The sequence below is a fragment of the Marinilabilia salmonicolor JCM 21150 genome (genome assembly GCF_000259075.1).
GTDB classification, from domain to species: domain Bacteria; phylum Bacteroidota; class Bacteroidia; order Bacteroidales; family Marinilabiliaceae; genus Marinilabilia; species Marinilabilia salmonicolor.
This window is the reverse complement of the sequence record NZ_AJKI01000003.1, coordinates 39419-62735: the sequence shown is the minus strand read 5'-3', so window position 1 is coordinate 62735 and position 23317 is coordinate 39419. Positions and strand designations below refer to the sequence as shown.

At 43.0% G+C, this 23317-nt stretch carries 19 protein-coding genes; 8 read left to right on the top strand and 11 right to left on the bottom strand.

Annotated features, from left to right (window positions below; translation table 11 throughout):
• Nucleotides 1-28 precede the first annotated feature (28 nt).
• Nucleotides 29-709 carry a YceI family protein gene (locus tag W7W_RS0103710; RefSeq protein ID WP_025006793.1) on the top strand — a complete coding sequence of 227 codons (681 nt, stop codon included), beginning with the start codon at nt 29-31 and terminating at the stop codon, nt 707-709.
• A 12-nt stretch (nt 710-721) separates the two neighbouring features.
• Nucleotides 722-1159, top strand: coding sequence for an RrF2 family transcriptional regulator (locus W7W_RS0103705; protein WP_010662496.1), 438 nt, complete (start codon nt 722-724; stop codon nt 1157-1159).
• Between the two features lie 10 nt (nt 1160-1169).
• Here W7W_RS0103705 and W7W_RS0103700 read toward each other — a convergent pair whose 3' ends face one another.
• Nucleotides 1170-1916, bottom strand: coding sequence for a GIN domain-containing protein (locus tag W7W_RS0103700; RefSeq protein ID WP_025006794.1), 747 nt, complete (start codon nt 1914-1916; stop codon nt 1170-1172).
• A gap of 86 nt (nt 1917-2002) precedes the next feature.
• Complete coding sequence (locus W7W_RS0103695) at nt 2003-3148, bottom strand: acyloxyacyl hydrolase (RefSeq protein ID WP_010662494.1); 1146 nt, start codon at nt 3146-3148, stop codon at nt 2003-2005.
• A 306-nt stretch (nt 3149-3454) separates the two neighbouring features.
• Here W7W_RS0103695 and queC point away from each other — a divergent pair, with 306 nt between their 5' ends.
• The 3 genes from queC (at nt 3455) to W7W_RS0103675 (ending at nt 6063) form a co-directional block, all read left to right on the top strand.
• A complete protein-coding gene (queC, locus tag W7W_RS0103685) occupies nt 3455-4159 on the top strand; it encodes a 7-cyano-7-deazaguanine synthase QueC (RefSeq protein ID WP_262492824.1) in 705 nt (234 codons plus the stop codon).
• Nucleotides 4156-5013, top strand: a complete 858-nt coding sequence (locus tag W7W_RS0103680) for a 7-carboxy-7-deazaguanine synthase QueE (RefSeq protein ID WP_010662492.1) — start codon at nt 4156-4158, stop codon at nt 5011-5013. Before queC ends, W7W_RS0103680 begins: the two co-directional genes overlap by 4 nt.
• Nucleotides 5014-5187: 174 nt before the next feature.
• Nucleotides 5188-6063 (top strand): NADPH-dependent 7-cyano-7-deazaguanine reductase QueF, encoded by an 876-nt coding sequence (locus W7W_RS0103675; protein WP_010662491.1) that lies wholly within the window; start codon nt 5188-5190, stop codon nt 6061-6063.
• A 108-nt stretch (nt 6064-6171) separates the two neighbouring features.
• Here W7W_RS0103675 and W7W_RS0103670 read toward each other — a convergent pair whose 3' ends face one another.
• The 3 genes from W7W_RS0103670 to proS all read right to left on the bottom strand — a co-directional run bounded on the left by W7W_RS0103670 (nt 6172) and on the right by proS (nt 9577).
• The gene (locus tag W7W_RS0103670) at nt 6172-6681 is read right to left on the bottom strand and encodes a SixA phosphatase family protein (RefSeq protein WP_010662490.1); all 510 of its coding nucleotides are present in this window, start codon (nt 6679-6681) and stop codon (nt 6172-6174) included.
• Nucleotides 6682-6690: 9 nt separating this feature from the next.
• Nucleotides 6691-7926, bottom strand: coding sequence for a peptidase T (pepT, locus tag W7W_RS0103665; protein WP_010662489.1), 1236 nt, complete (start codon nt 7924-7926; stop codon nt 6691-6693).
• Between the two features lie 175 nt (nt 7927-8101).
• Nucleotides 8102-9577, bottom strand: a complete 1476-nt coding sequence (gene proS, locus W7W_RS0103660; RefSeq protein WP_010662488.1) for a proline--tRNA ligase — start codon at nt 9575-9577, stop codon at nt 8102-8104.
• Nucleotides 9578-9956: 379 nt separating this feature from the next.
• Between proS and W7W_RS0103655 the strand changes: the two genes are divergently transcribed.
• From W7W_RS0103655 to W7W_RS0103645, 3 genes are all read left to right on the top strand, one after another.
• Entirely contained in the window at nt 9957-11324 is a 1368-nt protein-coding gene (locus tag W7W_RS0103655; RefSeq protein WP_010662487.1) for a GntP family permease, read from the top strand.
• A 166-nt stretch (nt 11325-11490) separates the two neighbouring features.
• Entirely contained in the window at nt 11491-13005 is a 1515-nt protein-coding gene (locus W7W_RS0103650) for a hypothetical protein (RefSeq protein ID WP_010662486.1), read from the top strand.
• An 81-nt stretch (nt 13006-13086) separates the two neighbouring features.
• Nucleotides 13087-14700, top strand: a complete 1614-nt coding sequence (locus W7W_RS0103645; RefSeq protein WP_238532124.1) for an OmpP1/FadL family transporter — start codon at nt 13087-13089, stop codon at nt 14698-14700.
• A 111-nt stretch (nt 14701-14811) separates the two neighbouring features.
• On the opposite strand, the gene W7W_RS0103640 is transcribed toward W7W_RS0103645, so the two are convergent.
• From W7W_RS0103640 to W7W_RS0103615, 6 genes are all read right to left on the bottom strand, one after another.
• Nucleotides 14812-15105, bottom strand: a complete 294-nt coding sequence (locus W7W_RS0103640) for a PG0541 family transporter-associated protein (protein WP_010662484.1) — start codon at nt 15103-15105, stop codon at nt 14812-14814.
• Nucleotides 15106-15256: 151 nt separating this feature from the next.
• Entirely contained in the window at nt 15257-18379 is a 3123-nt protein-coding gene (locus tag W7W_RS0103635) for an efflux RND transporter permease subunit (protein ID WP_010662483.1), read from the bottom strand.
• A gap of 104 nt (nt 18380-18483) precedes the next feature.
• Nucleotides 18484-19518 (bottom strand): efflux RND transporter periplasmic adaptor subunit, encoded by a 1035-nt coding sequence (locus W7W_RS0103630; protein WP_010662482.1) that lies wholly within the window; start codon nt 19516-19518, stop codon nt 18484-18486.
• A 60-nt stretch (nt 19519-19578) separates the two neighbouring features.
• Entirely contained in the window at nt 19579-20955 is a 1377-nt protein-coding gene (locus W7W_RS0103625; RefSeq protein ID WP_010662481.1) for a TolC family protein, read from the bottom strand.
• A 236-nt stretch (nt 20956-21191) separates the two neighbouring features.
• Nucleotides 21192-21803: a TetR/AcrR family transcriptional regulator gene (locus W7W_RS0103620; RefSeq protein WP_010662480.1), complete on the bottom strand. Its 612-nt coding sequence runs from the start codon at nt 21801-21803 to the stop codon at nt 21192-21194.
• Nucleotides 21804-21962: 159 nt separating this feature from the next.
• Nucleotides 21963-23240, bottom strand: coding sequence for a sulfate adenylyltransferase subunit 1 (locus W7W_RS0103615; protein ID WP_029510298.1), 1278 nt, complete (start codon nt 23238-23240; stop codon nt 21963-21965).
• Nucleotides 23241-23317: the final 77 nt, after the last annotated feature.

The following is a 23317-nucleotide window of genomic DNA, read 5'->3' as shown; positions in this document are numbered from 1 at the left end:
TGATTTTCAAATATATAAAATCAGATAAATGCCATTAAAAAACTTATTACTGTCACCTGCCGGTAATCAAAAACCGGTTAAACGAATCTCACAAAATGCCTTAAGACATTGCGGAAGATTACGTAAAGTGATGGTAGTAAGTTTTTTGTTCTGTTTCTTCAATATATTCGGGCAACCAATGGCTGAAAAACATCTCCCTCATCACAATGAATCAGCAGTTGAAGAGTGCGACAACTTTATAAAGATTGAAGGGTCCACCAATGTAAATCATTTTCATTTTGAGCAGATCTTCAACAAAAAAGATGAAATTATCGAGGAAGAAAGCCATTTGGGTGAAATAATAAAGCTTAAAATTCCAGCCCGCGAATTCACCCCGTCAAATCCCATGATGCTTGATGACTTTCTAAAACTCATAAAAGCCTCGGAATATCCCTTCATCAATATCACCATCTTCTTTGAAAACATTAAATTACCGGCCGGGCCTGAAAGCACAGTGGTACCGAAGATAAAAGTGGGTCTCGCCGGATCATCCAAAACATATGAAATACCCGGGCGCATACATGACTGCAGGAAAGAATCCCTCCATCTTAATGGGAAAGTTAGCATCAATCTAAGAGATTTTAATCTGGAGCCTCCCACCAAATTCATGGGCATGGTAAAGGTTAATAATGAAGTTTTTATTAACTTTGGACTTACTTTAAACAAGTAAAAATCTGAAACATTGAAATTTAACACTAAAACCCGTTACGGCCTCAGGGCCATGGTCGAGATTGCCAGAGAAACCAACAACAACGGTATTTTTCAGAAAGACATTTCCGAACGCCAGGACATTTCAAACAAATATCTTGATCACATTATCTATGCTCTCAAAGTTTCGGGCCTGATTACCAATGTAAAAGGCAAAAAAAGCGGTTATATTCTTACACGACCGGCACATGAAATTACTATCCTGGACATCAACAATGCTTTCGAACCGGGCATTTGTGTGATTGATTGTATAATGATGAACTACAAGTGCGAGCGTGAAAATGCCTGCTCAGCAAAAAATTTCTGGTCCGGACTAAACAGTATTATTACCGATTATTTCCAAAGCAACACGCTGGCAAATTTATTAGAGGAACAAATAGAACTCGACGAAAAGGAAAGCGCCAAACAATAAAACGGTTTTTTTACTCCTTCAACCTGATTAAAGTCCCCAATTCCACCTCATACAACGGGTCTCCAATATTTAGCGTTGTATCAGGATTTCCGGTGTAATAAACATTACCGGAAGAAAAAATATCCACACTCAACTCTTCCAGAGCATTCACGTATGAAGAGTTTACCGATTTCTGAACCAAACGAACCGATTTGGCCTCCAGCTGCAAAGCATCCACCGTGGTTAATCCTTCTGCATTAACAATCAGTTTACCGGTTTTTCCGCGAAAAATATGATTTCCAACATTACTGCCATAAGCTGCCAGAGAGATGGACCCCGCATCAACCAGTAAATCACACTGTGTAAAAGTTCCACGTCCGTTAACTACCACCGTAAGTGAAGAGATTTTCAAAGTATCGGTACTGGTGATTTTTGACGGAAAATTCGAAGTAATTCTCTTTAGTCCGGATACACCCACAGTTACTGACGGTAACTGCTTTTCCCTAAAACCAATCAGTCCTTCCGACTCAATTTTCAAAACTTTTCCCTCCTGATTTAAAACCAACCGGGGTACAAGAAAATCAAGCCCCTCCACTACAGCAACAGAATCCGCATCGTTAGTCAGAACCAACTCAACAGAAGTCTCTATCTCAATCCGGTCAAAGGAATTAAGAACCACCTCTTTTCTGATGATTTCCCCGTCTTTTAGCAAAGCATCGGTATAATCGCAACCTGACAAACAAATCATTGATATTAATAGTATCCAATAACTCTTCATAATTTATCCGTATAAAAATTACTTTTACAAGGTCGAATAAAACTCGCATTCCTTTTACACATAGAATTTTGTGCTATTTTCAAGAATCAAAATTCCATGACAGTTTCATTCTTTTTATATGGAATACGATATCCCAATCCAAATTCCATAAACTCCGACCTGAAAAAACTCGCCTTCACGCTAAAATTAGCTACCAACCTGTCGGTAATTCGGTGACGGATACCTAACCGGGGATAAACGGGCTGAGGAGGTTTTATATGGGAATAAAGATAAACTCCCATCTGAACAAAAAGAGAAGTTTTCCCCATAATCCAGTGACGGCCGCCAAAAACACCATAAAACATACGGTCAGTATGGTCGATATACTCTTTTATATCCGGATATGCATATGGAGCGGCCCCAAAATAAATGGCATCCAATCCGGCACTCCAGGCGGACTTCACAGACCGGTACCAGATATGATTGATGCTGAGACTTCCTGATGAGTAGATATTAAAATTGTAATCATTGGCCTGACTTCGCCCATAATTTAAAAACACTTCAATTTCTTTATTGTTTCTTCGTGGGGCTTCATGCCGTTTCAGTTGGGGCATTTTATCATCCAGAAAATGATATCGGGTTCCCAAACTAAAGGTGAGAGTATTAATTCCATTGTTGGGTTTGCGTGCAGCTCCGTTCGACATGTGATTCAGGGAAGCTGAACCATACAATGACCAGTGGTCAAGAATCCGGTAACCTGTATAAAGGCCGAATCCAACATACGCATTCAGTCTGGCTCCAAAAATCTGATTCCATGGGTTTTCCTGCGGATCAAACGGGTTATTGGTATAACCCAGGCCCATTGCCACCTTATTTTTTAAGGTAAAACGGGGGGTCCGCACAATGGGAAATTGCAAATACGGATATATGGCCATCCCCTGGCCATAAATATCAGGATTACCATAAGAATTATAAAAAAATCCCACCCCAACCTCAGGATAATTGTAATACTGTTGCCAACCAGCCCTGTCGAATCTCCACAAACCGTAATTCACTTCCACACCCCGTGAGAAATCATCTATAAAATAGATCATATTGGCATGATGAGGAATGACTATTCCATGATGGTAAAGAACACTCACATGCTGCTGATTAGGCGGAAGTCCCACCTCCGAAACCGGTACATGTTGTGCCTTCCCAACCCCGGAAAACAAAAGAATAAACGTTATTAAAAACAGAATACAACTTCTCACAATACAAAATCTTTTGGCTGCTAAAACAAATCAGGTGCAAAAATGCACATTTTGAATGAAACCATGATTGCGGATTTCATATTTTCGTATCTTTGCACCCGAAATCAGAAAGACAGTTCGAAACCATCCTGTCTCTAAAAAAAACTATGGGCCATGGACTGCATGTGCGTAAATGCTGATTTTCCGGCTTTTGTCATCTCAAAATTGACCGGAAAGTGTGCTTTTGCAGGAGATTTCTCTCCGGTTCTTCCATTCCCCAATGTTTTTTCAGGAAAAGCAAATTGGTTTCACTGACCAAATGGTTGGTTGCACCTTATTTGTAAAAAACATTATCAATCAATGAAACGAGCAGTTGTTTTATTATCAGGAGGTTTAGACAGTGCTGTTGCCCTCTACCTGGCTAAGTCCCGTGACTTTGAAATCCACGCCCTGTCGTTTGACTATGGTCAACGTCACGATCGTGAGTTACATGCGGCCAAAGCCATTGCACAAGAAGCCGGTGTTGCAGCTCATCAGGTAGTTTCCCTGAAGCTGGATCAGTGGGGAGGTTCTTCCCTTACCGACAAGTCAATGGAGGTGGAAAACGGCGACGTAAAACGTCAGGACATTCCTGTCACCTACGTACCTGCCAGAAATATGGTATTTTTGTCTGTTGCCGCTTCGTACGCCGAAGCGATTCAGGCTACAGAAATCTTTATCGGAGTCAGTCAGGTGGACTATTCCGGCTACGTAGATTGTCGCCAGGAATTCATCGAAGCCATGGAAAACGCAGTAAACAAAGGTACGGTAATGGGAGCTGAACAAAATCGCCCCATCCGGATTCATGCCCCGTTTGTGCACAAAACCAAAGCTGAGGAAATACAAATAGGCAGGGAACTGGGCGTCCCCTTTGAGTTGACCTGGAGTTGTTACCGGGGTGGTGAAAAGCCTTGTGGAACCTGCGACAGCTGTCTTCTGAGGGCCAAAGCCTTTGAAGAAGCCGGGGTGGAAGATAAAGCACTTACACGATGAGCAAGATAGTACTGGCCAACGAGGGCGTTTTCCCCATAACTAAGGATAAACATGGCAATCCGTTAAAATCGGTACCTGCCACAGGAATGAAAACCTCCGGCACCATACAGGGCGAAGGCAAACTGGCAGGGGTTCCTTCATTATTCATCAGACTTGCCGGATGCAATCTGCGTTGTATGTGGTCACTTCCTGACGGCTCATTGTGCCGCTGCGATACTCCGTATGCCTCATTTGAAGCAGAACAGGAACTCCAGTTAGATCAGGAGGACATCTTTGCTTTGGTACAACACAATATCGGAAACCTCAACCACGTAGTTCTGACAGGAGGAGAACCAATGCTCCAGCACAGACACCTTGCAATGCTTTCCGAACGCCTCAAGGAAGAATTACAGCTACATTTAAGCATTGAAACCAACGGAACAATATTTGCTGAAGACGTGGCCCAACACATCGATCTGTTCAGTATTTCCCCCAAACTGAAGAACTCCAATCCTTCAGCCCAAAAACTGGCTGCCTACGGATTGAAGCCCAACGGACCGCTGACTTATCATGCCGAGAAACGAAGAAATATTGAGGTACTCCAGAAGTACATTGACTTTTGTAATGCTTCAGACAAGGAATTACAGCTTAAATTTGTGGTGGGTCAACCCAACGATTACCTGGAAATAAAGGAAGAATTTCTGGATCACCTTCAAAACTGGAATCCGGCCGATATTCTCCTGATGCCACTGGGGGCCACTCCCGAAGAGTTAAAAGCCACCTCTGCCATGGTAGCAGAAATGGCCATCACCAACGGATGGCGCTATGCCCCACGCTTACACATCGATTTATTTGGGCCTAAAGCGGGGGTATAATATTATCGCCTCTTTCCTCTTTAATAATCGAAGAAATATGACAGTACTTCCGTTATCTTTTAGTAGTATTTGATAATTTCTTATTTATACAAACCACAACAAACAAATCACTTTTAATAAAAACTTTGCGTCCTTGCGTCTTTGCGTTTATGTTTTTTTTAACGAACTATCGATATGAACAACGAAGCCAAATATCTGGGAAAAGCCACCAAGTACCCAAAACAATATGCCCCGGAAGTACTTGTACCAGTGCCACGCGTGCTTAACAGGAAAATATACGGTCTGGAAGAGCACAGCCTTCCTTTCACTGGCATGGATGTATGGCATGCGTACGAACTGAGTTTTCTTACTCAAAAGGGAATGCCGGTGGCGGGATTACTAAAAATCATCTATCCATCCGACAGCCCTAATATTGTGGAAAGCAAATCATTAAAGCTGTATCTGAATTCGTTTAATATGGAACGATTTGGAAACAGATCCGCCGAAGGAACAGAGATGGTACTTCAAACCATAAAAGACGATTTGGAGAAACTCCTGGAAACCAAAGTAGAAGTCTCCTTTTTTTCAAAAGAAGAATCGTCAAAAGCCGATTTTACGGATTATGAAATTTTGGAAGAACAACCGGAAGTTGAAAACACTGAGTTTTCAATATTTCATGAAGATCCGGAATTATTAAAAGAAGACAGAAACAATCAGGAAAAAGAAATAAACGTTTCCACTCATCTGCTCCGCAGCAACTGCAAAGTAACCTTTCAACCCGATTGGGGAAGTGCATTCATTCATCTGAAAGGAAGAAACATACCCGACAGACCGGCCCTTTTGCAATATATTGTTTCCATCCGCAATGAAAATCATTTTCACGAAGAGATCTGTGAAATGATTTACAAACGCTTGTGGGACAAGTTTTCACCTGAAGAATTGATGGTATCCTGCATCTATACACGGCGTGGAGGCATTGACATATGCCCTGTAAGAACCAGTGCCCCCGAATTGATGCCCGAGAACCTGGTAAATAAGAATAAGCTGATGAGCAAACTGCTCAGACAGTAAAAAAGTTTGGGATTCACAGATGAAAGGTTTGAGTTCTGAGGTTTTGGCCTGATATATCTTTTTGACAAAAAATAAAAAGCCCCCGGTAATAATGCGGGGGCTTATGCTTTACTCCTTTTTCCCTTTCAATTCCTTCGGATAAACAAACATTTCCGTTCTTCCCGCTCCTGCCTTTATCTGATTCCATTCAGAAACAGAGAAACCGATAACTGCAGTAGCTGAAGTAGGAAAATGGAAAAAATTATCCCCGGCAAACTGGATGGCCATCAAAGCAATGTCGGGATTGTGCCCCACCACCATCACAGAATCCTTATCTCCCGAAAGTTCGGCAATCTTACTTACAAGTTCATCCAATGCAAACCCGTCATAAACAAACGGCACCTCCTGAATATCTGCTTCAGGAATACTGAACGAGCCTGCCATAATTCGGGCGGTTTGCAAGGCACGCCGGGCCGGACTCGAAATAACAACCTCCGGCACCAGACTTTTACCAATCAGATGATCAGCAATCATTCTTGCATCCTTATGTCCCCGCTTTTTCAGCTGACGAGAAAAATCATTTTCCGCATCAGTCAGCGGTTCAGTCTTGGCATGTCTTACTAAAATCAATCTCTTCATAAATCCAATTTACACTTTTTTTACCGAAGGCACCAGCTCTGCAATCTTAAGTATCACCTCCATAGCTTTTTCAAGCGATGGAACAGGCAGAAACTCAAAGCGCCCATGGAAATTATGTCCTCCGGCAAAGATATTTGGTGTGGGCAACCCCATAAAAGCCAGTCGCGCACCATCGGTTCCTCCTCTGATGGGCTTTATTTTAGGAACAACCCCGGCATCCTTCATTGCCTGTTCAGCCAGATCAACAATATATTTTACGGGCTCAATCTTTTCCCGCATATTGTAGTACTGATCTCTAATGTCCAGTTCCATGGCACCTTCTCCAAATTCATGATTTACCTTCCGAACAAGGTGCTCCATCTCTTTCTTCCGATCTTCGAAACGATCACGTTTAAAATCACGAATAAGAAACTGCATTTCCGTTTTTTCAACATCTCCGTTAAAAGACATCAAATGATAAAAACCCTCATACCCATCAGAATGTTCAGGCGTTTCATGGCGGGGTAACATTGCAATCAACTGATTGGCAATCCGGATAGAATTCCGCATCTTGCCTCGGGCGTAACCGGGATGTACATTACGACCATGAGCTGTGACTTTGGCCATAGCAGCATTGAAATTTTCAAATTCCAACTCTCCTATCTCTCCTCCATCAATGGTATAAGCAAATTCAGCTCCAAATTTCTCCACGTTAAACAAATCTGCTCCTTCACCAATCTCCTCATCCGGTGTAAAACCAACTCTGATTTTTCCATGTTTAATCTCCGGATGCTTAATCAGGTATTCCATAGCCGAAACTATGGCGACAACCCCTGCTTTATCATCAGCCCCCAGAAGCGTACTACCATCGGTAGTGATAATTTTTTGTCCGATATATTGTTTCAGTTCCGGAAATTCAGAAGGCTTTAATGAAATATTATTCCCCGCATCAAGCACAATTTCACCGCCATCATACTCTTCAACAATTTTTGGAGATACGTTTTTTCCTGAAAAATCAGGACTCGTATCCACATGAGCTATAAAACCTACCACAGGAACATCCTCTTCAATATTGGATGGTATGGTGGCCATGATATATCCATTGTCATCAAGCTCCACATCTTCCAGCCCGATGGTTTTGAGTTCTTCAGCCAATTCACGTGAAAAAAGCATCTGTCCAGGCGTACTGGGAGTCAGGCCTGTATCGGGATCCGACTGCGTGTCGATTTGGGTGTATTTGATAAATCTGTCAACTATAGAAGTCATAATATCAGTTTTTATTTGTTGTTTGCAAGATAAAAAAATAAGATGAACTCTGTATTGAGGGAAGTCATAATATTAAGAGAGACTTAGGTTGAGGTTGAGGCTGAGGTTTAGGCTAAAAAAAAAGCCTGAACAATCAAGGTCCAGGCTTTTAATAATTTTGTTACTATTCTTCAAATTAATAGGCACGTGCAAAAACAACCATTCTTTCGGATGGTTTGCCCGTCACCATACACTTTCCGGGTTCTTTAGGACCATCAATGGGAATACACCGCACCGTGGCCTTCGTCTCCTGCTTGATTTTCTCCTCTGTCTCTTCCGTACCATCCCAATGGGCCATAATGAAACCACCTTTTTCGTCGAGGACTTTCTTAAATTCCTCATAAGACTCTACTGTACGGGTATTTTCTTTTCTGAAGTCAATGGCTCGCTGATAAATACTGTTCTGGATCTCCTCCAGCAACTTATTAATATGATTTTCCAGACCATCTACAGCAACCACCTCCTTAGTCAACGTATCCCTGCGAGCAAGTTCCACTGTTCCGTTTTGCAGGTCCCGGGGGCCAATGGCAATACGCAAAGGTACCCCTTGCAATTCGTACTGAGCAAACTTCCATCCCGGCTTGTGATTGTCGTCATCATCCACCTTCACAGAAATGCCGAATTTCTTAAGAGCGGCAGCAATTTCATCAGCTTTGTCCACCACCTGCTTCAGCTCTTCTTCCTTTCTATATATAGGCACAATAACCACCTGAATGGGTGCAAGTTTAGGAGGAAGTACCAGCCCGTTATCATCGGAGTGGGCCATAATAAGGGCCCCCATCAAACGAGTCGAAACACCCCAGGAAGTAGCCCAGACAAATTCCTCTTTTCCTTCTTTGCTCTGATATTTAACATCAAAAACCTTTGCGAAGTTCTGACCAAGAAAATGTGAGGTTCCTGACTGCAAAGCCTTTCCATCCTGCATCAAAGCTTCAATCGTTAAAGTCTCTACAGCACCGGCAAAACGTTCACTGGCAGTCTTATATCCCTGAACGACAGGCATAGCCATATAATTTTCAGCAAAATCGGCATATACCTTCAGCATTGTTTCAGCTTCCTCAATAGCCTCCTCTTTTTTGGCATGTGCTGTATGCCCCTCCTGCCAGAGAAACTCGGCAGTACGTAAAAACAAACGGGTACGCATCTCCCAGCGAACCACATTGGCCCACTGGTTTATTTTGATAGGCAAATCGCGGTACGATTGTATCCAATCCTTATAGGTATTCCATATAATGGTTTCTGAAGTTGGACGAACAATATACTCCTCTTCCAGTTTGGCATCAGGATCCACCACAACACCGGTGCCATCAGGATTATTTTTCAAACGATAATGAGTTACCACGGCACACTCCTTGGCAAATCCCTCTACGTGATCAGCCTCTTTACTAAAAAAAGATTTTGGAATAAACAACGGGAAATAAGCATTCTGATGACCGGTTTCTTTAAACTTGTCATCCAGCACCCGCTGCATTTTTTCCCAAATTGCATAACCATAGGGCTTGATAACCATACACCCGCGAACAGCAGAATTCTCTGCCAGTCCGGCTTTAATTACCAGGTCGTTGTACCACTGCGCATAACTCTCACTTCTTGGGGTCAAAACTTTTGCCATGACTATTATTTAGATAATTAGATGTTAGTCAGTAGTCAGTAGTGATTAATTGAATTTCAAATTTCGATATAACCAAAACAACTGAAAAAACATATAAACAACACTATTTAAGTGCATTAGAACTATTCCCTACTGACTTTTTCAAACACGATTCAACCAAAACTTCTCAAATTCCTTAAACATCCCATTTTACTGAGAATGAAACCATAAGAATCTAATGCTTCGGAAAGCGCCACGAAAATAATAAAAATGGGTAAACTTTTTGTTATTTTACGACTGCAATTTGCAGAAATAGTTGATGTTTACGCAGATTTATATTCTACATAAAATCTAACCTGCTTTATACATAAAACAATATAGCAGGCTAAAACAACCTACAATGTCAACACCCTACATTATCTTTATTGTAGTTTCCGCGGTAGCAGTTCTTCTGTTTCTTGTTCTGAAGCTAAAAATCAGTGCTTTCATATCCCTGTTGATGGTCTCCATCTACGTGGGGTTGCTATCGGGCATGCCTCCGCAGGCAGTCATCAGCAGCATTCAGAATGGAATGGGAGGAACACTGGGCTTTGTAGCCACAGTCGTCGGTTTGGGGGCCATTTTCGGGCAAATGCTGGAAAGTTCCGGTGGTGCGGTGGCCCTTGCCCATTCTCTAATTAAAAAATTTGGAGAAAAACGGGCCCCTTCAGCAATGGTTCTAACAGGGTTCATCGTAGCCATCCCTGTGTTCTTCGATGTGGGATTCATCATTTTAGTTCCCATCATTTATGCCATGGCTCGTGACACCAAAAAATCATTATTGTATTACGGAATCCCCTTATTGGCCGGTCTGGCTGTAACCCACAGTTTCATACCGCCAACACCGGGGCCGGTGGCTGTAGCAGAAATCATTAATGTTCAATTGGGGTGGGTCATTCTATTCGGAGTTATCCTGGGATTTCCGGTGGCAATTCTTGCAGGGCCGGTTTGGGGCAGATATATCTCCAAAAAAATAATGGTTTCACCCCCAGAAGAGAATAAAGACCCTGTTTTTGAGAAAACTCCGGAAGAAACAACGCAAAAGCCGCCTTCTTTCAGATTGATTGCCCTTTTAATAGGGGTTCCGCTATTCCTGATTTTATTAAACACACTTTCTGACGTTCTGGTTGATCAGCAAATATTGAATAAAACGGCACTCACTGATACCATCCGATTCCTGGGGCATCCCTTCACTGCCTTAATTATTGCTACGTTACTGGCCATATACTTTTTATGTCTTCGCAGGGGGATTTCCAAAAATAAAGTTCTTGAACTCAGCACCAAAGCACTGGGGCCGGCAGGTATCATCATTTTAATAACAGGAGCAGGCGGTGTATTTAAGGAAGTACTGGTGGACAGCGGAATTGGAAAAATACTGGCTGAATCGATGGCCGGTTCCTCTCTTCCTCCCATTTTTCTGGCATGGCTTTTGGCAGCCATAGTAAGAGTAACCCAGGGATCTGCCACCGTAGCAATGATTACTGCTGCCGGAATCATGGCACCACTGATACAGGAAATGGATCTCACCGATCCCCATCGGGCACTGGTGGTATTAGCCATTGCATCAGGAGCAACCCTTTTGTCACATGTCAACGACAGTGGCTTTTGGCTGGTAGGTAAATATCTGCGTATGAATGAAAAACAAACATTACAATCCTGGACAGTAATGGAATCCATCATTGCAGTTGGAGGACTGGCAACTACAATGCTTGCCGGCCTTTTTGTATGACCGGTAAACCTAAACACCCCGGTACTGTCCAACAAGAAGGACAAAGCGTAAAAAAATGGAGCTTATCACAAAAGAACAAAACATTTTTTAACACTCACACAAAAAAACGACGTTTTGGTATAGATTTTGCTCCATAAAAAACAGAAACAAAACAGGAGGATGCCTTATGAAAAACTTATTATTAACAACAACCGCAGCTGTTTTGCTGATAGTGGCAGGTGGATGCACAACTACCGGCCAAATGGCATCAACCGGAGTATATTATGATGATATTTACTATGCACCGGACATGACACAGGAAACCCGTGAGCAGGCATTTGCTCCGGTGCCTTCCATTGCCAAAGAGGAACTGAAACAAGCAAGAAGAGAAGAAGACCGCCAGATTCGGGAATATGAAAACAGTAGCATTGCCCGTCAACAGGAAGATGTTCGTGATTTCTCTGAAATTCAGGAAAAATATGCAACTGTTTTGTCTGATGAACAGGCGCAAGAAGTAGATACCCTGATTTATTACAATGATGAAACCGGGTATTGGGTGGACGGTTTCGATGGAAGCAGCATGGATCGTGATTATGCTGAAAGGCTGATTCGATTCCACGGCCCTTTCAATCGCATACCATATTATTCACCACTCTACAACCAGTTTGTCTATTTTAACGACCCTGACTGGAATGTTTATGTGGATGGAAACTATGCCTATGCATTTCCTACCTGGAGCAATCGTTGGTACGACACCTATCGCTTCAACCGTTGGTCAAGTCCATGGAGCATGTCGTTTGGATACAGCTCCTGGGGATATCCGTCCTACAACTCCTGGTATGGATATGGTTATTACGATCCGTTTTATGACCCTTATTATTACGGGTGGGGTTACCATCATCGTCCCTACTACCACAGATCATATTACAGTTATTGGCATCAACCCTATTACAACCACGGGTATTACAGCCATAACAGTAAAAAAGATTACAGAAATGTGGAACGTGGTATAAAACCATCAATGGGAACCAACACCAGATATTCCAACACCTCGTCAGGTGGTGCTTATACTCCGCTTAAGCGTACGGGTAGCACAGGTGAAGAACGTGTCGTCAGAACAACCGATAGTGGTACGAGAATTATTCGTAACTCCAACGGAAGTACGACAGTTACCAATCCTGACCGGAATACACAAAGAGTTATCAGAGGAACTGCCACACTTAAGTCTGACGGACAAAACACTCAGGACAGAAGTGTTACCCGCTATAGGAGTACAGGTGCGTCATCCGGAACCGTTCAATCCAGAACAAGAAGGAGTTCAGCCCCAACCTATAGTCAACCGGAAAACGCTTCAAAACCATCCTACAACCGGACAAGTACATACACTCGTCCAACCGGGACCAACACAAGGACACGTACCGAGAGCTCTTTGAAAGCCGGAAGTTCAACACAACAGAGATCAGTGTCCACGCCCACAAGAACATACAACAGTGGTAGCAGTACACAGCAACGATCCAATGTTCAAAGAAGCAGCTACACTCCTGCCCAGCGCAGCTCTTCATCTAACAGTAGCTATACGCCAAGCAGATCAAGCAGCAGCTCAAGCAGATCGTCCTATTCAGGAAGCAGCTCTACCTCGTCAGGTTCAAGAAGCAGCAGTGGTTCCAGCAGTGGAAGTACTGTGCGCAGCGGAAGGCGATAAAAAGTGGCATCCTTGTTTCATAATCTTTTCTCACGCAAATTATCAAATAATTTGCGTGAGAATCTTTCAAACCCTATGGATATGACAAAATATTTATATTTGGCAACCGCATTATTGCTGATAAACACCTCCATTAATGCACAGACAGAAGACCATGCTTTGCGTTTTTCAACTCAGAACCCCACGGGAACAGCGCGAAGCATAGGATTGGGAGGAGCTATGGGAGCCCTTGGTGGTGATTACTCTGCCATTAGCATCAACCCGGCAGGTATTGCCGTTTATCGAAGCAGTGAATTCTCGTTTACCCCCTCTCTGGTTTTCGGACAAACTGAAAGCAACTATTACGGTAATCTTTCCACAGATGATAAGTTTAGTGTTCCCATTAATCAGGTTTCTTACGTGGGCACTTCCAGATTGATGAGAGAGGTGGAAACCGGACTGGTCAGCACTCATTTTGCAATCGGTTATAACCGGACTAATAATTACAACCGGAAAAGTTTTATTCAGGCCGATGGACGAGAATCATCACTTCTTGACGCCTTTGTTGAAAATAGTATTGACTTTACACCACAACAATTAGATAATTTTTATACAGGTATTGCTTACGATGCAAGATTAACTGAGTTAATGCCTAATAGCGAATATTATGATTATTTAAATGCATTCGAATACGTAAAAGAAGATGGAACAATTGCATTAGGGCCTCAAAACGGGTTAAATCAAATGAAACTGATGACAGAATCTGGATATTCAGGCTTGTTTGATTTCTCTTTTGGTGCAAACTTCAGCAATCAGTTTTATCTGGGAGCCAGCCTGGGAATAGCTACCCTTGAAAATAAAATTGAAACCCAACACTACGAACAGGGTAGTGATGAAGTTTACAACGCATATATTGATTACAGACTGGATAATGGATTTGAAATTCTGGATGATTTCTACTTCGACGAATATGAACGGACATCCGGGACAGGTCTCAATTTTAAAATTGGTGCCATCTACAAACCCATTAACAGCATTCGTATTGGAGCATCGCTGCATACCCCTACATACTATTCAATGAAAACGGAATATGACACAAAAGCGCGTGCAAATTTTTTCGATGCCGACAACTATGAGATAACCTCTGATCTTGGCGAAATATCCTATAATTTCCGCACCCCCCTTAAAGCCGTTGGTAGTTTTGCCTATATCATAGGAACCAAAGGGTTGGTATCCGTTGATTATGAATACACCGACTATTCATCCATGAAATACAACAGCAAAAACAACCACATCAACGAAACAGCCCAGTTTAATGCAACCAACACCGCCATTAATGAACTATTCCGGGCAACCCACAATCTGAGATTCGGAGCCGAATACCGTGTTTCCCCAATGTTGTCACTCCGGGGTGGCTACGCTATGTTTCAGAACCCTTACAAACAGGATAAAAACCTGCTGAATGCAGATGGCGAGCATTACAATGTAACGGGTGGCATTGGTTTCAGAAATGGAAATATGACCATTGATGTGGCATATCTCTACAATTATGAAACATATATTCATTCACTGTATAGTGTAAGTGATAGCTTTTTCGGTGTTCTTCAACAGAATGGTCGTTTCCCGGAAAACACTTCAAAAAATGAAAATTATTCTCCTGCCTACATGACTGCAAAAGACCATCATCTGGCGGTAACATTGGGATGGAGGTTTTAGACTAGGGAATAGGACTTAGAGAATAGAAAAAAGCAGGGTTTCTTCAAGATGAAGGAATCCTGCTTTTTATATGGTGATCATTGGTGTCCGCTTAATAAACTACCAACCCTTTTAAACCCCGATCTCTGCTTCCCAGACAAAAGCTCTAAGCCCTTGCATTTCGGCCTTGTCGTTTAGGTGATTCAGGTGTTCCAGCAGACCGGCAACACGATCTTCTTCCACAACAGTAATGATTGCCTCATTCATGGCCGGCCAGGTATGTGTACCCTGATGGGGTTCCCCATCTTTGGTACCTCTTCCCTGCACCTGTGGCCAACGGGTATAACCACGAATGGCAAGTTTATCCAGGATGTGCTCTATTTTCTCGGTAAGCGCCTGATTGTATGTAATAAAAACTGTCTTCATTTTAATGATTTTTGAGTTTTGAGTTTGGGGTTCGGGGTTCGGAGTTGAGAGTTCTGAGTTTAGGTCGGAGGTCGGAGTTCTGAGTTCGATGCCCCTCATCTCTCATCTCTCATCTCTCATCTCTCATCTCTCAACCCTGAACCCTCAACTATCAAATGCTCTCTTCCAGTTTAGCAATTCGTTTTCGTTCACTCTTCATGCGGTTGGCACCAAACATGGTGTAAACAACAGGCATCAGTACCAAAGTAAGCATCGTGGAAACTGTCAGTCCTCCGATAATGGCAACACCCATAGGACGCCATATCTCGGCTCCTTCACCAATACCAATGGCCAGAGGCAACATTCCCAGAATAGTGGTCAGTGTTGTCATCAATACCGGCCGCAATCTGGATTTACCTCCGGCTACCACTGCCTGAACAAGGGACATTCCCCGGTCGCGCAACAAATTAATATAGTCGATGAGAACAATACCATTTTTCACAACAATTCCAACCAGCATCACTCCTCCAATCATTGAAATAAGGTTGAGCGTAGTACCAGTAATGAAGAGCGCAATAAAAACTCCGGTAAAAGCAAACGGCAGGGTAAGCATGATAATAAACGGCGAACGCAGCGACTCAAACTGGGAAGCCATCACAATATAAACCAGAATGATAATCAAACCCAGCAACAAGCCAAGATCGGCGAACGATTCCTGCTGATCTTCTGCAGTTCCGCCAATATCAATCCCTACTCCCTGTGGCAAATCCATCCGATCCACTTCAGCGTTTATCTCATTTACCACATCGGTAATAGAAGCATCGTAAAGCGAACCGGTTACCGTAATCACCCGTTGGCGGTTTCTTCGCTCAATGGAAAGTGGTGCCATATATTCCTCCACGCTTCCAACTTCACGAATCCGGATGGCCTCGCCCTGCGTATTGTAAACCAGAATATTTTCGACAGACTCAATGGACTCTCGGAAAGGCTCGGAAAAACGAACTCTCACATCATACTCATCACCATCCTCCCTGTATTGAGCCGCAATCAGTCCGTTGATGCGATTTCGCATGGCATTGGCAACTGTAGCTGTATTGAGTCCGTAAATACCCAGTTTTTCGCGATCAAGCACCAACTGGTATTCCATTTTGGGATCGTCCCGACTGATATCAATATCGCGAAGCCCCTCCATATTTTCCAATTTCTCCATAAAATGATCAGCCACTCTTCCAGTCTCCTCCATATTGTAGCCGGACACAATAACTTCAACAGTACTGGCACCACTGCCCATACCGCCTCCGCTACCTCCCGGAGAAACGGTGTAATCCTTCAGTAAGGTAACGCTGTCCAGATCCTGACGCATCAAATCACCTATCTGATAAATATCTCTTTCACGTTCCGAACTGTTGGACAATCGCATGGTGAAGTTAATCACATGGGTCCCGTTCTCTCCAAAGGCCGAAAAGATATTGTCCTCGTCTGCCACACCGGCACTGGTGGAAATCACCTCTATCTCAGGGTATTTCTCCTGCCAGATATTTTCAAGATCACGGGCAACTTTTTGTGTTTTCTCAAGCCGTAAACTCATGGGAAGCTCAACAGTTGCCTCAATCCGTGCATTGTCGGCGGGTGGAATAAACTCCGTCCCCACTAATGAAACCAGTGAAATACTGGCAACAAAGATGATTACGGAAACAATAACCACCATCACACGATGTCTGACGGCAAAGCCGAGTGTTTTCTCGTAAATATTATCGAGCCACACCAGAAATTTCTCAAATGTTCCGAAAACAGCTTTGGCAACTCCCTTTTTACGGGGAGGCATCAGTCGCAGCATTTGCGAAGAAAGCATCGGTGTAAGAGTCAGTGCAGCTATGGTGGATACAATCACCACCAAAGTAACAATCATTCCCAACTGGCGAAACATGATACCACTCAGCCCCTGAACCAATGTCAAAGGAAAAAACACTGCCACAACAGTCAGGGTGGTTGCCACAACCGCCAATCCCACCTCATTGGTCCCGTAAATGGCTGCTTCACGGGGAGAACTCCCCTTTTCAATGTGGTGGGTTATATTTTCGAGTACCACAATCGCATCATCCACCACCATTCCGATTGCAATCGAAAGAGATGATAAAGAGATAATATTCAGCGTATTACCCGTAGCATACAAATAGATAAATGATACAATCAATGAGACCGGAATGGTTAGGATAATTATAAAGGTAGCCCGCCATCTTCCAAGAAAAAAGAGTACTACCAATACCACAAAGATACCGGCGTACATCACTGTATTGGCAAGACTACTGATGGAGTTTTCAATAAACTCAGAGGTATCAAAAATAGTCTCAATCTCCACATCCGGTGGCAGATTCTTCATCAACACAGGCAACCTGTCCCGCACCTCCTGAGCTATTTCCACCGAATTGGCCCCCGATTGCTTCTGAATCACAATACGTGCACCCACACGACCATTGGCGCGTTCGTCGATGGTTGTTTCGGCCAGCGTATCTTTTACAGTACCCACGTCAGACAAACGAATGATGCGCCCCTGGAAGTTTCCCAGAACCAGATGTTTCAGTTCATCACTTGATTTGAATTCTCCCTCCACTCTCACAGGATACCGATGACTTCCAATATCAAGGTTACCTCCGGGAAGATTTATGTTTTCCTGACCGATTACTGCTCCAATTTGTTCCACGGACATGTTGTATGCCTCAATCTTCCGGGGATCCACATTCACCTGTATCTCCCGTTTGGGACCTCCTGATAAAGAAACGGCCCCAACCCCTTCGATGCGGTTGAGCGGATTCACAATTCCTTCATCCAGGATCTTTGTGAGTGCAGGATAACTTTCCTCCGCTGTGGCAGAAAGCAGCATAATGGGAATCATACTGGTGCTGAACTTGAAGATGATCGGCTTCTCAACCCCTTCGGGAAGATATGATTCCACCCTGCCCAAAGCATCTCTGATATCATTAGTTGCCTCATCAAGGTTGGTCCCCCACTCAAACTCCAGCATCACCAAAGAAGTATTATCCTTTGATGTGGAAGTCAACTCCTTAAGGTTATTTACGGTATTTAGGTTGTCTTCCAGAATCCGGGTAACATTGGTTTCAATATCTGCAGCACTGGCACCCTGATAGAAGGTGAAAATGCTCACAATGGGCGGATCAATTTCAGGATAGAGATCGATGGGAAGATAGCGAAGCGAAAACATCCCCATGATGATTACCCCGACAAATATCAAAATTACTGATATCGGCTTTTTAACCGCCTTTTCGTATATACTCATTGTCTGATAATTATCTGATTAATAAATCAATTAAAAAGGACACCACGATGACTCAGAACTATCTACATATTTTGTGATTATCAATTCACCGTCATCCTTCCTGGTTACTTCACAACTTCCACCGGCGTTTGATCCAGCAATCCGGCATGACCGGCTACAACCACCTCTTCTCCTGCTGATAACCCTTCGGTAATTTCATAAAAATCATCAATTCGTCGTCCCAGATCCACCACTCTTCGTATCACTTTGCCATCCTCTACCACAAAAACAAACTTATCATTGGTTCCCTGCTGGCGCTGAACCGCCAAATCGGGCACGGTAACCCGCTCCAGGGTTTCAAACACCATATTCACACGACCAAACATACCCGGGCGAATCTTCTCTTCCTGATTGGGAAATCTGGTTTCCACAGTAAAAGTCCGGGTGTTGGGATCAATGGTAGGATATTTCAAAAACACTTCACCCTCAAACTCCGTCTGCGGATAAACATCCAGTTCCATGGAAACAGGCATTCCGTTCTTTACAAGCGGGAAAAAAGCCTCCGGAATATGAACATCCACCTGAACAGGGTTGATCTGCATTACCGTAAGAATACCGGCCCCCGTAGCCATGGAGTACATATCTCCGTTTTCGAAATTTCGGGCTGTAACGATTCCGTTAATCGGAGAAACCAACCGGGTATTCTCTTTAAGATTTTCATATGCAGAACGAGTCACTTCAAGCTCTGTACGCATCTGATCGAGCTGTTGCTGAGAAACACTTCCGGCTTTTTGCAGCGTATCGAGTCGGGCAAACTCCTTTTCAAGATGCGCCAATTGCAATTCGGTCTGAACCAGTTGAGAGGGATCCATCTGCACCAGCAATTGCCCCTTCCGAACAGGGTCTCCAACCTCAACAAAAATCTGCTGAATACGCAACTGCATGGATGGACTAATAATATTTTGCTCAACAGGTTCCACATTTCCGGTTAAAGTCATTTTTTGATCCACTTCTCTGATTTCAGAAAAGGCTGTTTCCACTTTTTTTATTTCTTCGGCAGAATCATCATTTTGTTCTTCTGCCGGCCCGGAACAAGCAACTACAGATGATAAAAAGATGGATAAATACAGGATTTTATTGTTTAACACACTGGTTTTCATGTCTTCTTTTATTATGAGTTATTGGTTTACTAATTATCAATACAAGGCTATTAATAAAATTCATTTTGTCCCGGGCAACGAATTGCCAAGAAGTTTCTCATATTCTGCACGGGCAGATAAAAAATCAAAACGGGCCTGATTCAGATTAAGTCGTGACTGAGTAAGTGCCACCTCGGCATCATTCAGTTCAAGCAATGTAGCAACGCCTGTTTCGTAGCGGGTCCGGGCAATTTTATAGCCCCGTTCAGCTTGTTTTACCCCCACCTTTCCGGACTCAACCTTTTCAGCGGCAGCTTCCATTTGCGAATATGCATTGAGAACAGCCACAGAAACCTGCCTTTCCACATTTTCACGTTGAAAAGAGAGTTGTTCCATGCTAATTTCCACCTGCTTTTCCTGATAACGCTTAGAAAACCCACTGAAAATGGGGACTTGTAACTGCAAGCCGGCAACCACCGGTTTTGCCCATTCGTACTCATTAAACCGGAAGTGGTTGGCCTGCGTTTGATACTGAAAATTGACAAAAGCCGATAACGTCGGGAAACGCTGTGCCCTTGTAAGATCAAACTGTTTGTCCAGTTGAAGTTCCTGAACCTCCAGTTGCCTGATATCGCTGTTGTTTGAAAGATCCTGCTGGGGTGCCGGTGGCATGGATTCAATTAATAGATTAAAAGTCAACAAGTCTTCCTCAAATTTAACAGGCATATCCCGCTCCAGTCCCAATAAAATCTTCAGCATCAAAACGGATACTTGACGCCCGTTCTTTGCTTCTGTCAATGACGGTTCAAGATTACGCACCTGTACTTCGGAACGAATCACATCATACTCGGCAGCAGCTCCCTGTTCATAAAGACGTTTAATATTCTCATAATTCTCCTGTGCATTACGGATACTGCGTTTCATGACATTGTAGGAATCATTGGCCAACAAGCAGTTAAAGTAAGCCTTTTTGACCTCACTAATCATATTTATTCTTGACTGGCGTGCCGACTCAAGAGCGCTTTCCATTTGCACCTCAGTCATCTGAATATTGCGAAAAAGTGACATATTAAACAACGGCATGGCGGCTGTGATGGCTCCTGAGTAACTGTTGTCCGAACCAATCTCGATGGTAGTGTTGCCACCGAAACCGGCAGCCATATCCTCAGACAAAAACATTACCGGTTTTTTCACATTCCGGTTATAGCTCCCCTCTGCAGAAACCGAAGGAATTAATCCGGCCCAGGCCTCCTTACGGGAGTAATCCACTTTGGTGATTTCCTTGTCGGCAACTTTTATGCCCGGGTTATCCGACAATGCGATCTCCACTGCTTCGCCAATGTTAAGGTAAAGTGTATCGTTTCCGGCATCTTCCTGAGCTACGGATTTTGCTGAAAAAATCAGCAGAGCAAGAACAAGCAGAAGAAAAATTTTCCCTAATGAATTCGTTTGTATCATATTTTCAATCTCTTAATAAAGTCTTAAAAATCTTCTAATTAGTTGCTGTCCATAAACTAAGCGTTTTTCATGTGTTTGAGCTAGAAAGTTCAAATTCAAGGCTTGTGAAAAATCTAAACCGCAGAATACTAATGTATTTGAGGATTTAGATTTTGAGCAACAACGCAGAAGTTGGACTTTATGGACAAACACTATTTAAACCATGAAGTTATAAGCTAATAACTTCATAAAATGAATCAATAACTGGCTCTTCCCAGCAGTTCCTCCATCACTTCCACACCTTTCCGGGTAGATATTCCACGTGCAAAATTGAGAAACATATTCTCAAACAATTCCTTACGTGGAAACTCCTCAATTGGGAAAGCTTCATTACTGTGAATCAGGTTCAATTGCTCATAAAAAATACGGGCAACCAATCCGGTATTAATTTCAGCCCTGAAAAGCCCCTCTTTTTTTCCTCGTTCCAATAAATCCTGTAATTGTTTCTGAGCAGATTTCCGCCCTTTTTGAATGGTCTCCTCCCAAATCCGGGGAAAGAATTTCTGCATATCCTCCAGATACATCGGAGAAACCAAATCGATGCTTTCCAAACCGTAACGAAGAATTTTAATGATTACCTCCATCACATTCCCTGACTCACTCTGCATCTGATCCACCTCCTGACGGTGTTTATCGCTTAGGAAATCAACCGTTGCTCTGAGTATTTCGGTTTTATCGCGAAAATTTTCGTAAATGGTTCGCTTGGACATACCAATTTCTGTGGAAATATCGTCCATTGTAACCCGTTTTATTCCTTTGGAATAAAAGAGTTTACCGGCTCCCGTGATTATGCGTTCTCTGATATCCATCCAGTAATTTTGAGAGAAACAAATGTATGGCGAAAACTGAAAAAACCAAAATAGTTTTCGCAAATTAACTTTTATTAATGGCCTTCTCTTTTGTCAATAAAAAAAACCGCCAACACCCTAAGGCATTGACGGTCTTTTTATATCAATTAAAGAAATGTCTTACACGATCATTCCTGCCGCAACTGTTTCGTTGGTAGTCTCATCAATAAGTACCAAACTTCCGGTATTACGGTTGACGTTATAAGAATCGTAGAACAAAGGCTTGGTAGTCCTAAGTTTCACACGTACAATATCATTCATATTTACTTCCAGATCGTCGGGATCATGCTCAAGCGTGTTGATGTTCATTTTGTAATCAACACTCTTAATCATGCAACGCATTTCGGCACTGGTTTGGCGCAAAGTATATTTACCTCCCGGAATCATTTTCCGCTCGTTAAACCAGCAGAGCATCACATCAATATCCTGACTAACCACCGGCTCATGTCCGTTGGTTTCTTTAACGAGCATATCTCCGCGACTGATGTCAATGTCATCTTCCAATTGTACTGAAACAGATTGTGGAGCAAACGCTTTCTGCAAAGTTTCTGTAAACAAGTCGATGGTTTTCACCTTTGAAGTAAAGCCCGAGGGCAAAACTTTTACAGTATCGCCAACATTAAGACTTCCACTCATAATACGACCACCATATCCACGATAGTCAGGATAATCTTTGGACTGAGGACGAATCACATACTGTACAGGCATCCTGAAGTCGTCACGATTAATATCACTTCCAATATGGAGGTTTTCAAGAAGGTACATCAACGTTGGCCCTTCATACCAATCCATGTTTTTAGAGCGATCCACCACATTGTCACCTACCAGCGCGCTAATGGGCACATAACGAACATCTTTCACACTCAGTTTGGAAGAGATACCCTCCACATCAGATTTTATCTGTTCAAAAACATCCTGCTTATATTCCACCAAATCCATCTTATTCACACAAATGATGATATGAGGTATTTGCAGAAGTGAAGCAATATAAGTATGCCGGCGAGTCTGCTCGAGTACACCATGACGTGCATCTACAAGGATAATGGCCGCATTGGCAGTACTGGCACCGGTAACCATGTTACGGGTATATTGAATATGCCCGGGAGTATCGGCAATAATAAATTTTCTTTTGGGGGTGGCAAAGTATCGGTAAGCCACATCAATGGTAATGCCCTGTTCTCTTTCTGCCTTCAGACCATCGGTCAGTAAAGCAAGATTCACATCCTCACCACCCGAACGCAGACTGGCTTTTTCGATAGCCTCCATCTGATCTTCAAAAATGGCTTTGGAGTCGAACAATAAACGACCAATTAGTGTGCTTTTGCCATCATCCACGCTACCAGCTGTGGTAAAACGCAAAAGCTCCATATCTAAATATCCGGATTCTTTTCCACTCATTTTGTTTCAATTAGCAATGATCAATGTCCAGTTAGCAATTGTCAATGATCAGTTATCAATTTATATTTTATTTATGG

Coding starts and splice junctions, on each gene's coding strand:
- W7W_RS0103620 (WP_010662480.1), bottom strand. CDS start 21,803: ATGGATATCAGAGAACGCATAATCACGGGAGCCGGTAAACTCTTTTAT.
- W7W_RS0103625 (WP_010662481.1), bottom strand. CDS start 20,955: ATGATACAAACGAATTCATTAGGGAAAATTTTTCTTCTGCTTGTTCTT.
- W7W_RS0103670 (WP_010662490.1), bottom strand. CDS start 6,681: ATGAAGAGATTGATTTTAGTAAGACATGCCAAGACTGAACCGCTGACT.
- W7W_RS0103710 (WP_025006793.1), top strand. CDS start 29: ATGCCATTAAAAAACTTATTACTGTCACCTGCCGGTAATCAAAAACCG.
- W7W_RS0103635 (WP_010662483.1), bottom strand. CDS start 18,379: ATGAGTATATACGAAAAGGCGGTTAAAAAGCCGATATCAGTAATTTTG.
- W7W_RS0103645 (WP_238532124.1), top strand. CDS start 13,087: ATGACAAAATATTTATATTTGGCAACCGCATTATTGCTGATAAACACC.
- W7W_RS0103630 (WP_010662482.1), bottom strand. CDS start 19,518: ATGAAAACCAGTGTGTTAAACAATAAAATCCTGTATTTATCCATCTTT.
- W7W_RS0103680 (WP_010662492.1), top strand. CDS start 4,156: ATGAGCAAGATAGTACTGGCCAACGAGGGCGTTTTCCCCATAACTAAG.
- proS (WP_010662488.1), bottom strand. CDS start 9,577: ATGGCAAAAGTTTTGACCCCAAGAAGTGAGAGTTATGCGCAGTGGTAC.
- W7W_RS0103655 (WP_010662487.1), top strand. CDS start 9,957: ATGTCAACACCCTACATTATCTTTATTGTAGTTTCCGCGGTAGCAGTT.
- W7W_RS0103615 (WP_029510298.1), bottom strand. CDS start 23,240: ATGAGTGGAAAAGAATCCGGATATTTAGATATGGAGCTTTTGCGTTTT.
- W7W_RS0103650 (WP_010662486.1), top strand. CDS start 11,491: ATGAAAAACTTATTATTAACAACAACCGCAGCTGTTTTGCTGATAGTG.
- pepT (WP_010662489.1), bottom strand. CDS start 7,926: ATGACTTCTATAGTTGACAGATTTATCAAATACACCCAAATCGACACG.
- W7W_RS0103700 (WP_025006794.1), bottom strand. CDS start 1,916: ATGAAGAGTTATTGGATACTATTAATATCAATGATTTGTTTGTCAGGT.
- W7W_RS0103675 (WP_010662491.1), top strand. CDS start 5,188: ATGAACAACGAAGCCAAATATCTGGGAAAAGCCACCAAGTACCCAAAA.
- W7W_RS0103640 (WP_010662484.1), bottom strand. CDS start 15,105: ATGAAGACAGTTTTTATTACATACAATCAGGCGCTTACCGAGAAAATA.